The organism is Methylobacterium sp. yr668, assembly GCF_900116245.1.
Classification (GTDB): Bacteria; Pseudomonadota; Alphaproteobacteria; order Rhizobiales; family Beijerinckiaceae; genus Methylobacterium.
Map to the genome: position 1 here is coordinate 1 of NZ_FOZY01000012.1, position 13,394 is coordinate 13,394.

General features: G+C 69.3%; 18 protein-coding genes. 13 read left to right on the forward strand and 5 right to left on the reverse strand.

Going from position 1 to position 13,394, the window contains the following annotated elements:
• The 13 genes from BM419_RS16200 to recA form a co-directional block, all read left to right on the forward strand.
• A partial coding sequence (locus tag BM419_RS16200; RefSeq protein ID WP_091927033.1) for an elongation factor Tu occupies nt 1-805 on the forward strand: 805 nt, incomplete at its 5' end.
• An 80-nt stretch (nt 806-885) separates the two neighbouring features.
• Complete coding sequence (gene rpsJ / locus BM419_RS16205) at nt 886-1,194, forward strand: 30S ribosomal protein S10 (protein ID WP_007569268.1); 309 nt, start codon at nt 886-888, stop codon at nt 1,192-1,194.
• A 51-nt stretch (nt 1,195-1,245) separates the two neighbouring features.
• Nucleotides 1,246-1,971 carry a 50S ribosomal protein L3 gene (rplC, locus tag BM419_RS16210; RefSeq protein WP_020094259.1) on the forward strand — a complete coding sequence of 242 codons (726 nt, stop codon included), beginning with the start codon at nt 1,246-1,248 and terminating at the stop codon, nt 1,969-1,971.
• Nucleotides 1,971-2,591, forward strand: coding sequence for a 50S ribosomal protein L4 (gene rplD, locus BM419_RS16215; RefSeq protein WP_020094258.1), 621 nt, complete (start codon nt 1,971-1,973; stop codon nt 2,589-2,591). The genes rplC and rplD overlap by 1 nt, the downstream gene beginning before the upstream one ends.
• Nucleotides 2,588-2,884: a 50S ribosomal protein L23 gene (locus BM419_RS16220; protein ID WP_020094257.1), complete on the forward strand. Its 297-nt coding sequence runs from the start codon at nt 2,588-2,590 to the stop codon at nt 2,882-2,884. Before rplD ends, BM419_RS16220 begins: the two co-directional genes overlap by 4 nt.
• A gap of 25 nt (nt 2,885-2,909) precedes the next feature.
• Entirely contained in the window at nt 2,910-3,746 is an 837-nt protein-coding gene (gene rplB / locus BM419_RS16225) for a 50S ribosomal protein L2 (protein ID WP_020094256.1), read from the forward strand.
• Nucleotides 3,747-3,751: 5 nt separating this feature from the next.
• Nucleotides 3,752-4,030, forward strand: coding sequence for a 30S ribosomal protein S19 (gene rpsS / locus BM419_RS16230; RefSeq protein WP_012319190.1), 279 nt, complete (start codon nt 3,752-3,754; stop codon nt 4,028-4,030).
• Nucleotide 4,031: 1 nt separating this feature from the next.
• Nucleotides 4,032-4,418 carry a 50S ribosomal protein L22 gene (gene rplV / locus BM419_RS16235; protein ID WP_012319191.1) on the forward strand — a complete coding sequence of 129 codons (387 nt, stop codon included), beginning with the start codon at nt 4,032-4,034 and terminating at the stop codon, nt 4,416-4,418.
• Between the two features lie 10 nt (nt 4,419-4,428).
• A complete protein-coding gene (gene rpsC / locus BM419_RS16240; protein WP_012319192.1) occupies nt 4,429-5,175 on the forward strand; it encodes a 30S ribosomal protein S3 in 747 nt (248 codons plus the stop codon).
• 11 nt (nt 5,176-5,186) lie between these two features.
• Nucleotides 5,187-5,600 (forward strand): 50S ribosomal protein L16, encoded by a 414-nt coding sequence (rplP, locus tag BM419_RS16245; RefSeq protein ID WP_012319193.1) that lies wholly within the window; start codon nt 5,187-5,189, stop codon nt 5,598-5,600.
• 12 nt (nt 5,601-5,612) lie between these two features.
• Nucleotides 5,613-5,828, forward strand: a complete 216-nt coding sequence (gene rpmC, locus BM419_RS16250; protein ID WP_020094255.1) for a 50S ribosomal protein L29 — start codon at nt 5,613-5,615, stop codon at nt 5,826-5,828.
• Between the two features lie 21 nt (nt 5,829-5,849).
• A complete protein-coding gene (gene rpsQ / locus BM419_RS16255; protein ID WP_020094254.1) occupies nt 5,850-6,113 on the forward strand; it encodes a 30S ribosomal protein S17 in 264 nt (87 codons plus the stop codon).
• A 486-nt stretch (nt 6,114-6,599) separates the two neighbouring features.
• Entirely contained in the window at nt 6,600-7,691 is a 1,092-nt protein-coding gene (gene recA, locus BM419_RS16260) for a recombinase RecA (protein WP_026605101.1), read from the forward strand.
• A 123-nt stretch (nt 7,692-7,814) separates the two neighbouring features.
• Here recA and BM419_RS16265 read toward each other — a convergent pair whose 3' ends face one another.
• The 5 genes from BM419_RS16265 to fliE form a co-directional block, all read right to left on the reverse strand.
• Nucleotides 7,815-10,610: a hybrid sensor histidine kinase/response regulator gene (locus BM419_RS16265; RefSeq protein ID WP_091927119.1), complete on the reverse strand. Its 2,796-nt coding sequence runs from the start codon at nt 10,608-10,610 to the stop codon at nt 7,815-7,817.
• A 179-nt stretch (nt 10,611-10,789) separates the two neighbouring features.
• Entirely contained in the window at nt 10,790-11,857 is a 1,068-nt protein-coding gene (flhB, locus tag BM419_RS16270) for a flagellar biosynthesis protein FlhB (RefSeq protein ID WP_091927034.1), read from the reverse strand.
• A gap of 53 nt (nt 11,858-11,910) precedes the next feature.
• Nucleotides 11,911-12,672, reverse strand: coding sequence for a flagellar biosynthetic protein FliR (gene fliR / locus BM419_RS16275; RefSeq protein ID WP_042675345.1), 762 nt, complete (start codon nt 12,670-12,672; stop codon nt 11,911-11,913).
• Between the two features lie 51 nt (nt 12,673-12,723).
• Nucleotides 12,724-12,990 carry a flagellar biosynthesis protein FliQ gene (gene fliQ / locus BM419_RS16280; protein ID WP_012319200.1) on the reverse strand — a complete coding sequence of 89 codons (267 nt, stop codon included), beginning with the start codon at nt 12,988-12,990 and terminating at the stop codon, nt 12,724-12,726.
• A gap of 48 nt (nt 12,991-13,038) precedes the next feature.
• A complete protein-coding gene (gene fliE / locus BM419_RS16285) occupies nt 13,039-13,353 on the reverse strand; it encodes a flagellar hook-basal body complex protein FliE (RefSeq protein WP_012319201.1) in 315 nt (104 codons plus the stop codon).
• Nucleotides 13,354-13,394 lie beyond the last annotated feature (41 nt).

The window sequence follows — 13,394 nt, forward strand, 5'->3', positions numbered from 1 at the left end:
GGCGCTGGTGGTGTTCCTCAACAAGGTCGACATGGTCGACGACGAGGAGCTCCTGGAGCTGGTCGAGCTGGAGGTGCGCGAGCTGCTGTCGAAGTACGACTTCCCGGGCGACGACATCCCGATCACCAAGGGCTCGGCGCTGATGGCGCTCGAGGACAAGGAGCCGAAGATCGGCAAGGAGGCGGTGCTGGCGCTGATGGCGACCGTGGACAGCTACATCCCGCAGCCGGAGCGTCCGATCGACATGCCGTTCCTGATGCCGATCGAGGACGTGTTCTCGATCTCGGGCCGCGGCACGGTGGTGACGGGTCGCGTCGAGCGCGGCATCGTGAAGGTGGGCGAGGAAGTCGAGATCGTCGGCATCCGGGCGACCACCAAGACGACGGTGACGGGCGTGGAGATGTTCCGCAAGCTGCTCGACCAGGGGCAGGCGGGCGACAACGTCGGCGTGCTGCTGCGCGGCACGAAGCGCGAGGACGTGGAGCGCGGCCAGGTCGTGTGCAAGCCGGGTTCGGTGAAGCCGCACTCGAAGTTCAAGGCCGAGGCGTACATCCTGACCAAGGAGGAGGGCGGCCGCCACACGCCGTTCTTCACCAACTACCGGCCGCAGTTCTACTTCCGGACCACGGACGTGACCGGGATCTGCACGCTGCCGGAGGGCACCGAGATGGTGATGCCGGGCGACAACGTGACCATGGACGTGGCGCTGATCGTGCCGGTGGCCATGGAGGAGAAGCTGCGCTTCGCCATCCGCGAGGGCGGCCGCACCGTCGGCGCCGGCGTCGTCGCCGCCATCAACGACTGAGCTCGAGCAAGCATCCTTAGCAGGGCGCGGCGGGGTGAAGGCCTCGCGTACCCCGCCGTCCCTCTCAAGGTTCCAGGATCATGAACGGTCAGAACATCCGCATTCGCCTTAAGGCATTCGATCACCGCATCCTCGATGCGTCGACCAAGGAGATTGTCTCCACGGCCAAGCGTACGGGCGCGACCATCCGCGGCCCGATCCCGCTCCCGACGCACATCGCCAAGTTCACCGTGAACCGCTCGCCCCACATCGACAAGAAGTCGCGCGAGCAGTTCGAGATGCGCACGCACAAGCGGGTGCTCGATATCGTCGATCCGACGCCTCAGACCGTGGACGCGCTGATGAAGCTCGACCTCGCCGCTGGCGTGGACGTGGAGATCAAGCTCTGAGTCCGCTGAGGACTTAGAGCTTACCGTTTCATCGCGCGAGGGAGAGAACCTATGCGCTCAGGCGTCATCGCACAGAAGGTCGGCATGACCCGCGTCTTCACGGACGCGGGGGAGCATGTCCCCGTCACCGTGCTCAAGATCGATCAGTGCCAGGTGGTTGCCCACCGCACCGTCGAGAAGAACGGCTACGTCGCGCTGCAGGTCGGCGTCGGCAAGGCCAAGGTCAAGAACGTCTCGGCCGCCGAGCGGGGTCGCTTCGCGGTCGCCAAGGTCGAGCCGAAGAAGAAGCTCGCCGAGTTCCGCGTGTCCGAGGACGCGCTGATCCCGGTCGGCGCCGAGATCACCGCGGACCACTTCATCCCCGGCCAGTTCGTGGATGTCACCGGCACCACGACCGGTAAGGGCTTCGCCGGCGGTATCAAGCGCTGGAACTTCGGCGGACTGCGCGCCACCCACGGCGTGTCGATCTCGCACCGCTCGATCGGTTCGACCGGCGGCCGCCAGGACCCGGGCAAGACCTTCAAGAACAAGAAGATGCCGGGTCACCTCGGCGTCGAGCGGGTCACCACCCAGAACCTGCGCGTCGTGCGCACCGATCCCGAGCGCGGCCTGATCCTGGTCGAGGGCGCGGTCCCGGGCGTCGCCGGCGGCTGGATCCAGATCCGCGACGCGGTGAAGCGCAAGCTCCCCGCCGACGTTCCGCTGCCGGGCAAGTTCCGCGAGAACGGCGCCTCCGCCCCGGCGACCGAGGCCCCTGCGGCTGAGGAGACCGCGTGATGAAGCTCGATATCAAAACCCTCGACGGTGCCGGTGCCGGCTCGGTCGAGCTGAACGAAGAGATCTTCGGCCTGGAGCCGCGCGCCGATCTGCTGCAGCGCATGGTCCGCTGGCAGCTCGCCAAGCGTCGCGCTGGGACCCACGCCGTGCAGAACCGCTCGGACGTGAACCGGACCCGCAAGAAGCTCTACAAGCAGAAGGGCACCGGTAACGCCCGCCACGGCGCGGCCTCGGCGCCGCAGTTCCGCGGCGGCGGGCGCGCCTTCGGCCCCGTGCCGCGCGACCACAGCCACGACCTGCCCAAGAAGGTCCGCGCCCTGGCCCTGCGCCACGCCCTGTCGGCCAAGGCCAAGGCCTCGACCCTGATCGTCGTCGACGACATCAAGATCGAGGATCACAAGACCAAGGGTCTCATCGAGCGCTTCGGCAAGATGGGCCTCTCGAACGCGCTGATCATCGGCGGTGCCGAGGTCGACGTGAATTTCGGCCGGGCCGCCCGCGCGATCCCGCAGATCGACGTGCTGCCCGTGCAGGGCATCAACGTCTACGACATCCTGCGCCGCGACACGCTCGTCCTGACGAAGGCTGCCGTCGACGCGCTGGAGGAGCGTTTCAAATGAGTGCCGATCCGCGCCACTACGACATCGTCGTCTCCCCGGTCATCACCGAGAAGGCGACCAACCTGACCGAGCAGAACAAGGTCGTCTTCCGCGTCGCCCCCAAGGCGACGAAGCCTCAGATCAAGGAGGCCGTCGAGAAGCTGTTCGACGTGAAGGTCACGGCCGTGAACACCCTTGTCACCAAGGGTAAGAAGAAGATTTTCCGCGGTCTCCGCGGACAGCGCTCCGACGTGAAGAAGGCGATCGTGACCCTGGCCGAGGGCCACTCGATCGACGTCACGACCGGGCTCTGAGGACGGGATTTAGGGATCCAAGCCGATGGCCTTGAAGACATTCAAACCGGTCACGCCGAGCCTGCGCCAGCTCGTGCTCGTCGACCGCCGTGAGCTCTACAAGGGCAAGCCGGTGAAGGCGCTGACGGAGGGCAAGTCGTCCTCCGGCGGCCGCAACAATCTCGGCCGCATCACCGTCCGCTTCCGCGGCGGCGGCCACAAGCGCGTGCTGCGCAACGTCGACTTCAAGCGTCGCGAGCAGCTCGGCGTCGCCGCCACGGTGGAGCGGATCGAGTACGATCCGAACCGCACGGCGTTCATCGCGCTGATCAACTTCCCCGATGGGAAGCAGAGCTACATTCTGGCCCCGCAGCGCCTGCAGCCGGGCGACAAGGTGGTGGCCGGCGAGAGCGTCGACATCAAGCCGGGCAACGCCGCTCCGGTCGGCTCGATGCCGGTGGGCACGATCGTCCACAATGTCGAGCTGAAGATCGGCAAGGGCGGCGCGATCGCCCGCTCGGCCGGCAACTACGCGCAGATCGTCGGCCGCGACCAGGGCTACGTGACGCTCCGCCTGAACTCGGGCGAGCAGCGCCTGGTCCACGGCCAGTGCTTCGCCAGCGTCGGCGCGGTCTCGAACCCGGACCACATGAACATCTCGCTCGGCAAGGCCGGGCGCAACCGTTGGCTCGGCAAGCGCCCGCACAACCGCGGTGTGGCGATGAACCCGGTCGACCATCCGCACGGCGGCGGCGAGGGTCGCACCTCGGGCGGCCGCAACCCGGTCACGCCCTGGGGCGTGCCCACCAAGGGGAAGAAGACCCGGTCCAACAAGCGGACCGACGTGTTCATCCTGTCCAGCCGCCACAACCGCAAGAAGTAATCGCTATGGCACGCTCTCTCTGGAAGGGGCCGTTCGTCGACGGCTACCTCTTCAAGAAGGCCGAGGCGGCGCGGGGCTCCTCGCGCTCCGAGGTCATCAAGATCTGGAGCCGCCGCTCCACGATCCTCCCGCAGTTCGTCGGGCTCACCTTCGGTGTGCACAACGGGCAGAAGCACATCCCGGTCTACGTCACCGAGGAGATGGTCGGGCACAAGTTCGGCGAGTTCTCGCCGACCCGCACCTTCCCGGGCCACGCGGCCGACAAGAAGGCGAAGAGGCGCTGAGATGGGCAAGCAAGCCACCCCCCGCGCGCTCCCCGAGAACGAGGCGAAGGCCGTCGCGCGCATGCTGCGCGTCAGCCCGCAGAAGCTCAACCTCGTGGCGCAGATGATCCGCGGCAAGAAGGTCGACACAGCGCTCGCCGAGTTGCAGTTCTCGCGCAAGCGGATCTCGACCGAGGTCAAGAAGTGCCTCGAGAGCGCCATCGCCAACGCCGAGAACAACCACGACCTGGACGTCGACGACCTCGTCGTCTCCCAGGCCTTCGTGGGCAAGGCGCTGGTTCTCAAGCGTTTCCACGCCCGCGCCCGCGGCCGCGGCGCGCGCATCCTGAAGCCCTTCTCGAACCTCACCATCGTGGTTCGCGAAGTCCGCCAAGCCGAAGCGGCTTGAGGAGGATCTGATGGGTCAGAAAGTCAACCCGATCGGTCTCCGGCTCGGCATCAACCGGACCTGGGATTCCCGCTGGTTCGCCAACAAGGGCGACTACGCGAAGCTCATGCACGAGGACGTCGCGATCCGCGCCGCCCTCATGAAGCAGCTCAAGCAGGCGGCGGTCTCCAAGATCGTCATCGAGCGCCCGCACCGGAAGTGCCGGGTCACCATCCACTCGGGTCGTCCGGGCGTGGTGATCGGCAAGAAGGGCGCGGACATCGAGAAGCTGCGCAAGCTCGTCGGCACGATGACGAAGGCCGACGTGACCATCAACATCGTCGAGGTGCGCAAGCCCGAGATCGACGCCACCCTGGTGGCCGACTCGATCGCCCAGCAGCTCGAGCGCCGCGTCGCCTTCCGGCGCGCCATGAAGCGGGCCGTGCAGTCGGCCATGCGTCTGGGCGCCGAGGGCATCCGGATCAACTGCTCGGGCCGTCTCGGCGGCGCCGAGATCGCCCGCCAGGAATGGTACCGCGAGGGCCGCGTCCCGCTGCACACGCTGCGCGCCGACGTCGACTACGGCACCGCCACGGCGTTCACGACCTACGGGACCTGCGGCATCAAGGTGTGGGTGTTCAAGGGCGAGATCCTCGAGCACGACCCGATGGCCCAAGACAAGAAGGCCCAGGAAGAGGGCGGCCGCTCTGGCGGACGCCGTGAGCGCGATGGCGAGGGCGGCCGCGAGCGCGGACGCCGCGAGCGCGAGCACGCGTAAGGTAGGAAGCCATGCTGCAACCGAAAAAGACCCGCTTCCGCAAGCAGTTCAAGGGCCGCATCCACGGTGCGGCCAAGGGCGGCTTCGAGCTGAACTTCGGCCAGTTCGGCCTGAAGGCTGTGGAGCCCGAGCGCGTCACCGCCCGCCAGATCGAGGCGGCCCGCCGCGCGATCACCCGCGAGATGAAGCGCCAGGGCCGCGTCTGGATCCGGGTGTTCCCGGACGTCCCGGTGTCGTCGAAGCCGACCGAGGTCCGCATGGGCTCCGGTAAGGGCGCCCCGGATTACTGGGCGGCCCGGGTCCATCCCGGCCGGATCATGTTCGAGGTCGACGGCGTTGCCGAGAACATCGCCAAGGAGGCGCTCCGCCTCGGCGCCGCGAAGCTCCCGATCCGCACGCGGGTCGTCCAGCGCATCGCCGACTGAACGGAGGATATCGTGAAGTCGACCCAGAGACTGTCTGATCTGAAGGCGCTGTCGCCGGATCAGCTGAATGACGAGCTGATCAACCTCAAGAAGGAGCAGTTCAACCTGCGCTTCCAGGGGGCCACCGGCCAGCTCGAGAACGTCGCCCGCGTCCGCGAGGTCCGTCGCGACATCGCCCGTGTCCGGACTCTGCAGCGTTCCAAGACGCTGCAGCAGGCCAAGGGCTGAGGCGGGTTTTAGGAGACAACCATGCCGAAGCGCATCCTGCAGGGCACCGTCGTCAGCGACAAGGGTGAGAAGACCATCGTGGTGAAGGTGGAGCGCCGCTTCACGCACCCGGTGATGAAGAAGACCGTGCGGCGGTCGAAGAACTACCACGCGCACGACGAGGGCAATGTCGCCAAGGTCGGGCAGACGGTGTTCATCGAGGAGTGCCGTCCGTTCTCCAAGACCAAGACCTGGAAGCTGGTCGAGGGCGAGGCCGCCCAGGCCGAGGCCGGCGAGGCCGCCTGATCCCGGGATCCCGGCGGCTGCGGTCTCCGCGTCCGCCAGATCCCGGCCCGCGGCGTCGCGGGATGGTGCCTCCGCTGGGGTGACCATCCCGGGGATGCCCGGCGACCGGTACGACGAACGCCCGGACGCAATTCGACTCGCGAGAGCCGGATTCGTGCCGGGCGTCGTCGTTTTCGGCCTCATGTCTGGCGGTTGGGTCCCGGTCGCCGGCGGGCCGAGCCTGCTGCGGGACCGCGGGAGGCGTCGCCATTGCGGCTGGCGGTCGTCCCGTCCGGCGCGTTGTGTCGGCGTTCGTACGGGTCCTCGCGGGCGATTACCGGATTGGATTGCTGTCGCGGGGCATCCGGGGCTCGAGCCGGGATTTCGTGACTTGCGTCCAGCAAAACGGCGTTCCGGCCTTGCTGGCTGAGAACAAAACGGGTACATGGAGGCGGTGGCGACGCGCGTTGTGAACTGCGTCCAACCCCTTCATAAGGAGCCCGCCAGATGGCCCAGCCCGCATTGAAAGTGGTCGACATGCCCCCGGTGGACAAGGACAAGTCCAAGGCCATTGACGCTGCCCTGGCTCAGATCGAGCGCGCCTTCGGCAAGGGCTCGATCATGCGGCTCGGCAAGAACGACAAGGTCCAGGAGGTCGAGACCGTCTCGACCGGCTCGCTGGGCCTCGACATCGCGCTCGGCGTCGGCGGCCTGCCGCGCGGCCGGGTGATCGAGATCTACGGTCCCGAATCGTCCGGCAAGACGACGCTGGCGCTCCACACGATCGCGGAGGCCCAGAAGAAGGGCGGCGTCTGCGCCTTCGTGGACGCCGAGCACGCCCTCGACCCGGTCTACGCCCGCAAGCTCGGCGTGAACCTCGACGACCTGCTGATCTCCCAGCCCGACACGGGCGAGCAGGCGCTCGAGATCACCGACACGCTCGTGCGCTCCGGCGCCATCGACGTGCTGGTGGTCGATTCGGTGGCCGCGCTGACCCCGCGGGCCGAGATCGAGGGCGAGATGGGCGAGAGCCAGCCCGGCCTCCAGGCCCGCCTGATGAGCCAGGCCCTGCGCAAGCTGACCGGCTCGATCTCGCGCTCGAACTGCATGGTCATCTTCATCAACCAGATCCGGATGAAGATCGGCGTCATGTACGGCAGCCCCGAGACGACCACGGGCGGCAACGCCCTCAAGTTCTACGCCTCGGTGCGCCTCGACATCCGCCGCATCTCGACGCTCAAGGACCGCGATGAGGCGATCGGCAACCAGGTCCGCGTCAAGGTGGTGAAGAACAAGGTCGCCCCGCCCTTCAAGCAGGTCGAGTTCGACATCATGTTCGGCGAGGGCGTGTCGAAGGTCGGCGAGCTGATCGACCTCGGCGTGAAGGCCGGGATCGTCGAGAAGTCGGGCGCCTGGTTCTCGTACAACAGCCAGCGCCTCGGCCAGGGCCGCGAGAACTCGAAGGGCTTCCTGCGCGACAATCCGAAGATCGCCGCCGAGATCGAGGGCTCGATCCGGCAGAATTCCGGTCTGGTCGCCGAGAAGATCTTGGAGAACGCCGCCCCGACGGCGGACGATCTCGACGAGGGCGAGGCGTAGGTCGCGCCGCCGCGGGCCGGCGACGGCGCGCGGCGGACCTTGCGACGTTCGAAGATGCGCGGCCCCGGAGTCTCTCCGGGGCCGCTCTTCGTTGAGCGACGGTGACCGGACGCGACGGGCCGGTCAGTCCGCCATCGTCTTCTTCACGGTCTCGACGAGCTGCTTCAGGCTGAAGGGCTTGGGCAGGAAGTTGAAGGTCTCACCCTCGGGCAGGTTCTTGCGGAACGCGTCCTCGGCGTAGCCGGACACGAAGATCACCTTCAGGTCGGGCTGATGCTTGCGCACCTCCCGCAGGAGCGTCGGGCCGTCCATCTCGGGCATGACCACGTCGGAGACGACGAGATCGATGGTCTGCGCGCCCTCGCGGACGATCGCCAGGGCCTCGAGGCCCGAGGCCGCCTCCAGCACCGTGTAGCCGCGGGCCGAGAGCGCCCGGCTGTTGACCGCCCGCACCGGGTCCTCGTCCTCGACGAGCAGGATGGTCCCCTGCCCCGTATGATCGGCGGCGGGCTTGCGCGGCGCCGGCTTGTCGACCTTGGCGGGCGGCGTCTCCCCCTTCGGCACAGCGGCGTCGCCGCCCGCGGCCGGCGCGGTGACCGGCTTGGCGTCCGACCCGGAATCGGGATGGGCGGTGGTGGAAGCCGGCGCGAGCGGCTCCGCGCGCGGCAGTGCCGGCTCGGCCGCCGCGACCGGCACCTCCTCGGGCTCCGCCACGGGCACGTGACGCGGCAGGTAGATGCGGAAGGCCGTGCCCTCCCCGACCTTCGACTGCACGTCGATGGTGCCGCCGGACTGCTTGACGATGCCGAACACCGTCGAGAGCCCGAGGCCGGTGCCCTTGCCGATCTCCTTGGTGGTGAAGAACGGCTCGAAGATCTTCTCCATCAGCTCGGGCGGGATGCCCTGGCCGGTGTCGCGCACCTCGATCAGCACGTGGTCGCCCGCCGGCGCCCCACCGCGCCCCTCCGCCTCGGCGGCCGCCCCCGGATCGGAGACGTTCTCGGTGCGGATCATCAGCTTGCCGCCCTCCGGCATGGCGTCGCGGGCGTTGACCGCCAGATTGACGATCACCTGCTCGAACTGGTTGACGTCGGCCTTCACGGGCCAGACCTCGCGGCCGTGCTTCAGCTCCAGCGCGACGCGCTCGCCGAGCAGCCGCTTGAGGAGGAGGGTCAGCTCGGAGAGCGCCTCCCCGACATTCATCACCTCCGGGCGCAGCGTCTGCCGGCGGGAGAACGCCAGGAGCTGGCGGACGAGGCCCGCCGCCCGGTTGGCGTTCTGCTTGATCTGCATGATGTCCTGGAAGGCCGGGTCGGTCGGCCGGTGGCTCGCGAGCAGCAGGTCCGAGTAGCCGATGATCGCCTGCAGGACGTTGTTGAAGTCGTGCGCGATGCCGCCGGCGAGCTGGCCGACCGCGTTCATTTTCTGGGCCTGGGCGACCTGCTGCTCCAGCTGGCGCTGCGCCGTCGTGTCGAGGGCGTAGAGGATCACCCGCTCGGCCTCGTCGGTCTGCTGGCCGGCATCGCCGCCGTCGGCCGGGCTGAGCCAGACCCGGGCCGAGCGGCCGCCGGGCCCGTTGAGCTGGACCTCGATCGGCTCCGGGTCGGTCCGCCCGCTCGCGGCGCGGGCGAGCCCGGCCTCCAGGGCGGTCCGGTCGGCCACCGAGTCGGCGACGTTGGGCTCGACCCGCGGCACGCCCTCCCCGTCCGGGGCGCCGTCGTCGGCCTGCCGCGGGACCGTGCCGAACAGGCGCGTGAACGAGGCGTTGGCGCGGGCGATCCGGCCGCCGCTGTCGAGGGTCGCGATGGCGATCGGCGAGTTGTTGAGGAAGCGGGCCAGCCGGACCTCGGCGGCGCGCTGCGGCTCGTCGGTCTCGGCCCCGGCGGAGCGGTTGATCACGAAGGTCCGCGACGAGCCGGGCTTGCCGTCCTTGCCGAAGGCGACCCGGTGGTAGAGCCGGACCGGCAGGGTGTGACCGTTGCGGCGGCGCAGGTCGAGGTCGAAGCGGTCGGTGCGGACCTCGCCCGGCAGGCCGGCCGTGCGCACCAGCACGTCCGCCTCCGGGGCGATCTCGGTGAGGTGCGGGCCGCCGGGGCCGACGCTGGCGAGGTCGTAGCCGAGCCAGGCCGCCAGGGTCGCGTTCATGTAGACGATGGCGCCCGCCGGATCGATCGACAGGAAGCCCGCCGGGGCGTGGTCGAGGTAGTCGATGGCGTGCTGGAGTTCCTGGAAGACGTTCTCCTGCCGCTCCCGCTCGGCGGTGATGTCGGCCACCGTCCAGAGGGAGGCCGCCCGGCGCGGGCGCGCGAGGGGCCGCACCGAGACCCGGTACCAGCCGAAGCCGCGCTCGCCGGCCGTTGGGCCGAGGGGCGGCGACATCCGCACCTCTTCGGTGTGCGCCCGGGCGTCGCGCGAGGCCTGCGACAGGCGGTAGACCGCCTCGGAGACCTCCGGCGAGCCGACGAGGATGCGCTCCACCGGCACGAGGTTGGAGAAGGTGTCGCCGCTGGCGATCCGGAGATAGGCCTCGTTGGCGTAGATCAGCCGGCCGCCGTCCTCGACGACCAGCTGGCCGTCCGGCGAGGCGTCGACGATGCCCTTGGTGATGTCGTCCCGGGCGGCGCTGCCGCTGAGCTGGAGCGCCCCGATGGCGAGGGCGAACAGGAAAAACACGCCCGCCATGGCCAGCAGGGCCAGCAGCCAGACGATCAGCGACTGGGCCTGCTCGTTGGCCACGAAGGACAGGCCGATGGCCGCGCCGACCAGCAGGCCGGCGAGCACGAGGAGCAGGCCGACCCGGCCCGGCTGTTCCGAGCGGTCGATCGAGCCCGTTCCCAGCAGGGACGAGGCCTGCGCGACCGGGGGACCCGAATTCTGCGGGCCCGCGGCGGGCGCCGGAGGTCCAGTGACGTCGGCCATCGGCTTCATTCCAGAACAGTCACCCGGTTAGTCCGCCGGCCATATCAGGACATGCGGGGCGCGGCATCAGTCTCGTCGCGCCAAGCCTTGACACAGCCTCGCGAAAAAAGGTGGAGGAAGCGTGGCTTTCGCCCGCCCGGGTGTCCGGCGAGACGGCGCGGCGCGCGGATCGCGCGGGGCTACGCCGCCCGTCTCCGCAGGCGCAGCACGAACCCGATGACCTCCGCCACCGCGCGGTAGTGCTCGGCCGGGATCTCCCGGTCGATCTCCACGATGGCGTGGAGCGCCCGGGCGAGCGGCGGGTTCTCGATCACCGCGACGCCGTGCTCGGCCGCCACCGCGCGGATGCGCAGGGCGAGCGCGTCGACGCCCTTGGCGACGCAGACCGGCGCGGCCATGCCGGTCTCGTAGCGCAGCGCCACCGCGTAGTGGGTGGGGTTCGTCACCACGACGGTGGCGGTGGGGACCGCGGCCATCATGCGCTTCTTCACCCGGGCCATCCGGAGCTGCTTCAGGCGACCCTTCACCTCGGGATTGCCCTCCGACTCCTTCATCTCCTGCTTGAGCTCCTCCTTCGACATCCGGTGGCGCTTGCGCCAGCGGAACCGCGCGTAGAGCGCGTCGCCGAGGGTGATCGCGAGGTGCATGCACAGCATGCCGGCGAGCAGCTTCAGGCTGAGGGACAGGATCGCCGGCATGGAGGCGGCCGGGTCCAGCTGGGCGAACACTTCCAGCCGGTCGCGGTCGTTCCACAGCATCACCGCGCCGACCACGCCCACGGCGGCGATCTTCGCCAGCCCCTTGCCGAACTGGAACAGGGCCTCGACGCCGAGGAGGCGCTTCACGCCCGCCATCGGCGAGAGGCGCGAGAATTTCGGCATCAGCGTCTCGGCGGAGAAGACCAGCGGGTGCTGCAGGAGCCCCGCGGCCAGCCCGGCCACGACCGCCAGCCCGACCGGCACCGCCACCGCCTGGAGCCACAGCCACAGGCCGCGCGTCATGGCCGCCCTCATGGCCGTGGCGTCGTCCGGCAGGGTATGGGCGTTGGCGAGGTAAGCCTTGAGCCCGTGCAGCAGGTTCGTGGCGATGGTCGGGGCCGCGACCAGCAGCGCCAGGGTGAACGCGGCCAGTATCGCGAAGGTGTTGATCTCGGTGCTGGTCGCGACGTCGCCGCGCTCGATCGCCTGATCGAGCCGTCGTTGGGACGGCTCCTCGGTCTTGTCCTCGTCGTCGGTATCGTCGGCCATCGCGCGTCGGGCTCAGAGCGTGGGCATCGTCGGGGTATGGGCGATCCGGCCGCTCAGCGGCCGACGTAATCCCCGAGATACCGGCCCAGGTCGTCCAGGAAGACGCCCATCATGACGCCGAGGCAGCCCATCAGCAGCAGCATGCCGATCAGCACCGAGGCCGGGACCGCCAGGAAGAACACCTGCATCTGGGGCATCAGCCGCGACAGCACGCCGAGACCCAGGTTGAACAGGATCCCGAAGGCGATGAACGGGCCGGCGATCTGCACCGCCAGGGTGAAGCCCCGGGCCAGCGCCTTCGTGGCCAGCATCAGCGCGTCCGAGAAGGACGGCACGCCGTCGGGGGGCAGCACCACGTAGCTGCGGGCCACGCCCTCGATGGCGAGATGGTGCAGGTCCGCGGCGAAGATCAGCGTGATCCCGAGCAACGACAGGAAGTTGCCGATCGCCACCTGCTGGCCGCCCTGGCTCGGATCCACCGTCATCGCGTAGGACAGCCCGACCTGCGCCGAGATGATCACCCCGGCGGTCTGAAGGGCGGCGAGGATCATCCGCACCGTGAGGCCGAGCACCAGCCCGATGATCGTCTCGCCGAACAGGAGCCCGATCAGCCGCGGGCCGGCCACGCCCTCCGTGCCGCCGAGCAGCGGGCGCACGGTCGGGAACAGCACCAGGGACGTGAGCAGCGCGAAGGCGAGGCGCAGGCGCGGCGACACCGTCTGCTCGCCGATCCCCGGCATCAGCATGATCAGCGTGCCTATGCGCGCGAAGGTGATCAGGTAGGCCGAGGCGATGCCGGGCAGGAGCAGGTTCATCGCGGCCCCTATGGCACGCGGGGGCCGCGCCTGTCCCGGCCGGCGGGCGCATCAGCCGCCGGCCGCGATGCGGGCGGCGATGCGGGTCATGTAGCCGGCCATGGCGTCGCCCATGAAGGGCAGCATCAGCAGGAGCGCGGCGAACACCGCCACGACCTTGGGCACGTAGATCAGCGTCTGCTCCTGGATCTGCGTCAGGGCCTGGACCAGGGACACGGCGAGGCCGACCGCGAGCGCGACCAGCATCAGGGGCCCGGCCACCTTGAGGAACACGAAGATGCCGTCGCGGGCGATGTCGAGGATGGCGAGGCCGGTCATGGGGGTGCGCTCAGTGCGGGGGGAGCGGGCGGATAAACGGTCGGCCGGTCAGATCTGCATCCGCATGATCTCCTCGTAGGCGGAGATCATGCGGTCGCGCACCGCCACCATGGTCTGCAGGGCCGTCTCGCTCTCGGCGACCGCGGTGACCACGTCCACGACGTTGGCCTTGCCGGCGGCCGCGGAGACGGCCTGGGAATCGGCCCGACGGCCGGCATCGCCGACGCTGTCCAGGGTCTGCCCGAGCATCTGCATGAAGTCGGTGCCGGTGCCGGTCGTCGGCTGCACCCGAGGGGCGGGCCGGCCGCCGGCGAGGCCCTGGACGGCCGCGTAGGCACCCGCCGCGAAGTTGCTCGAAGCCATCGCCATGCGTCCTTGCTAAGCGGTCCTGCCGCGGGCTTCGG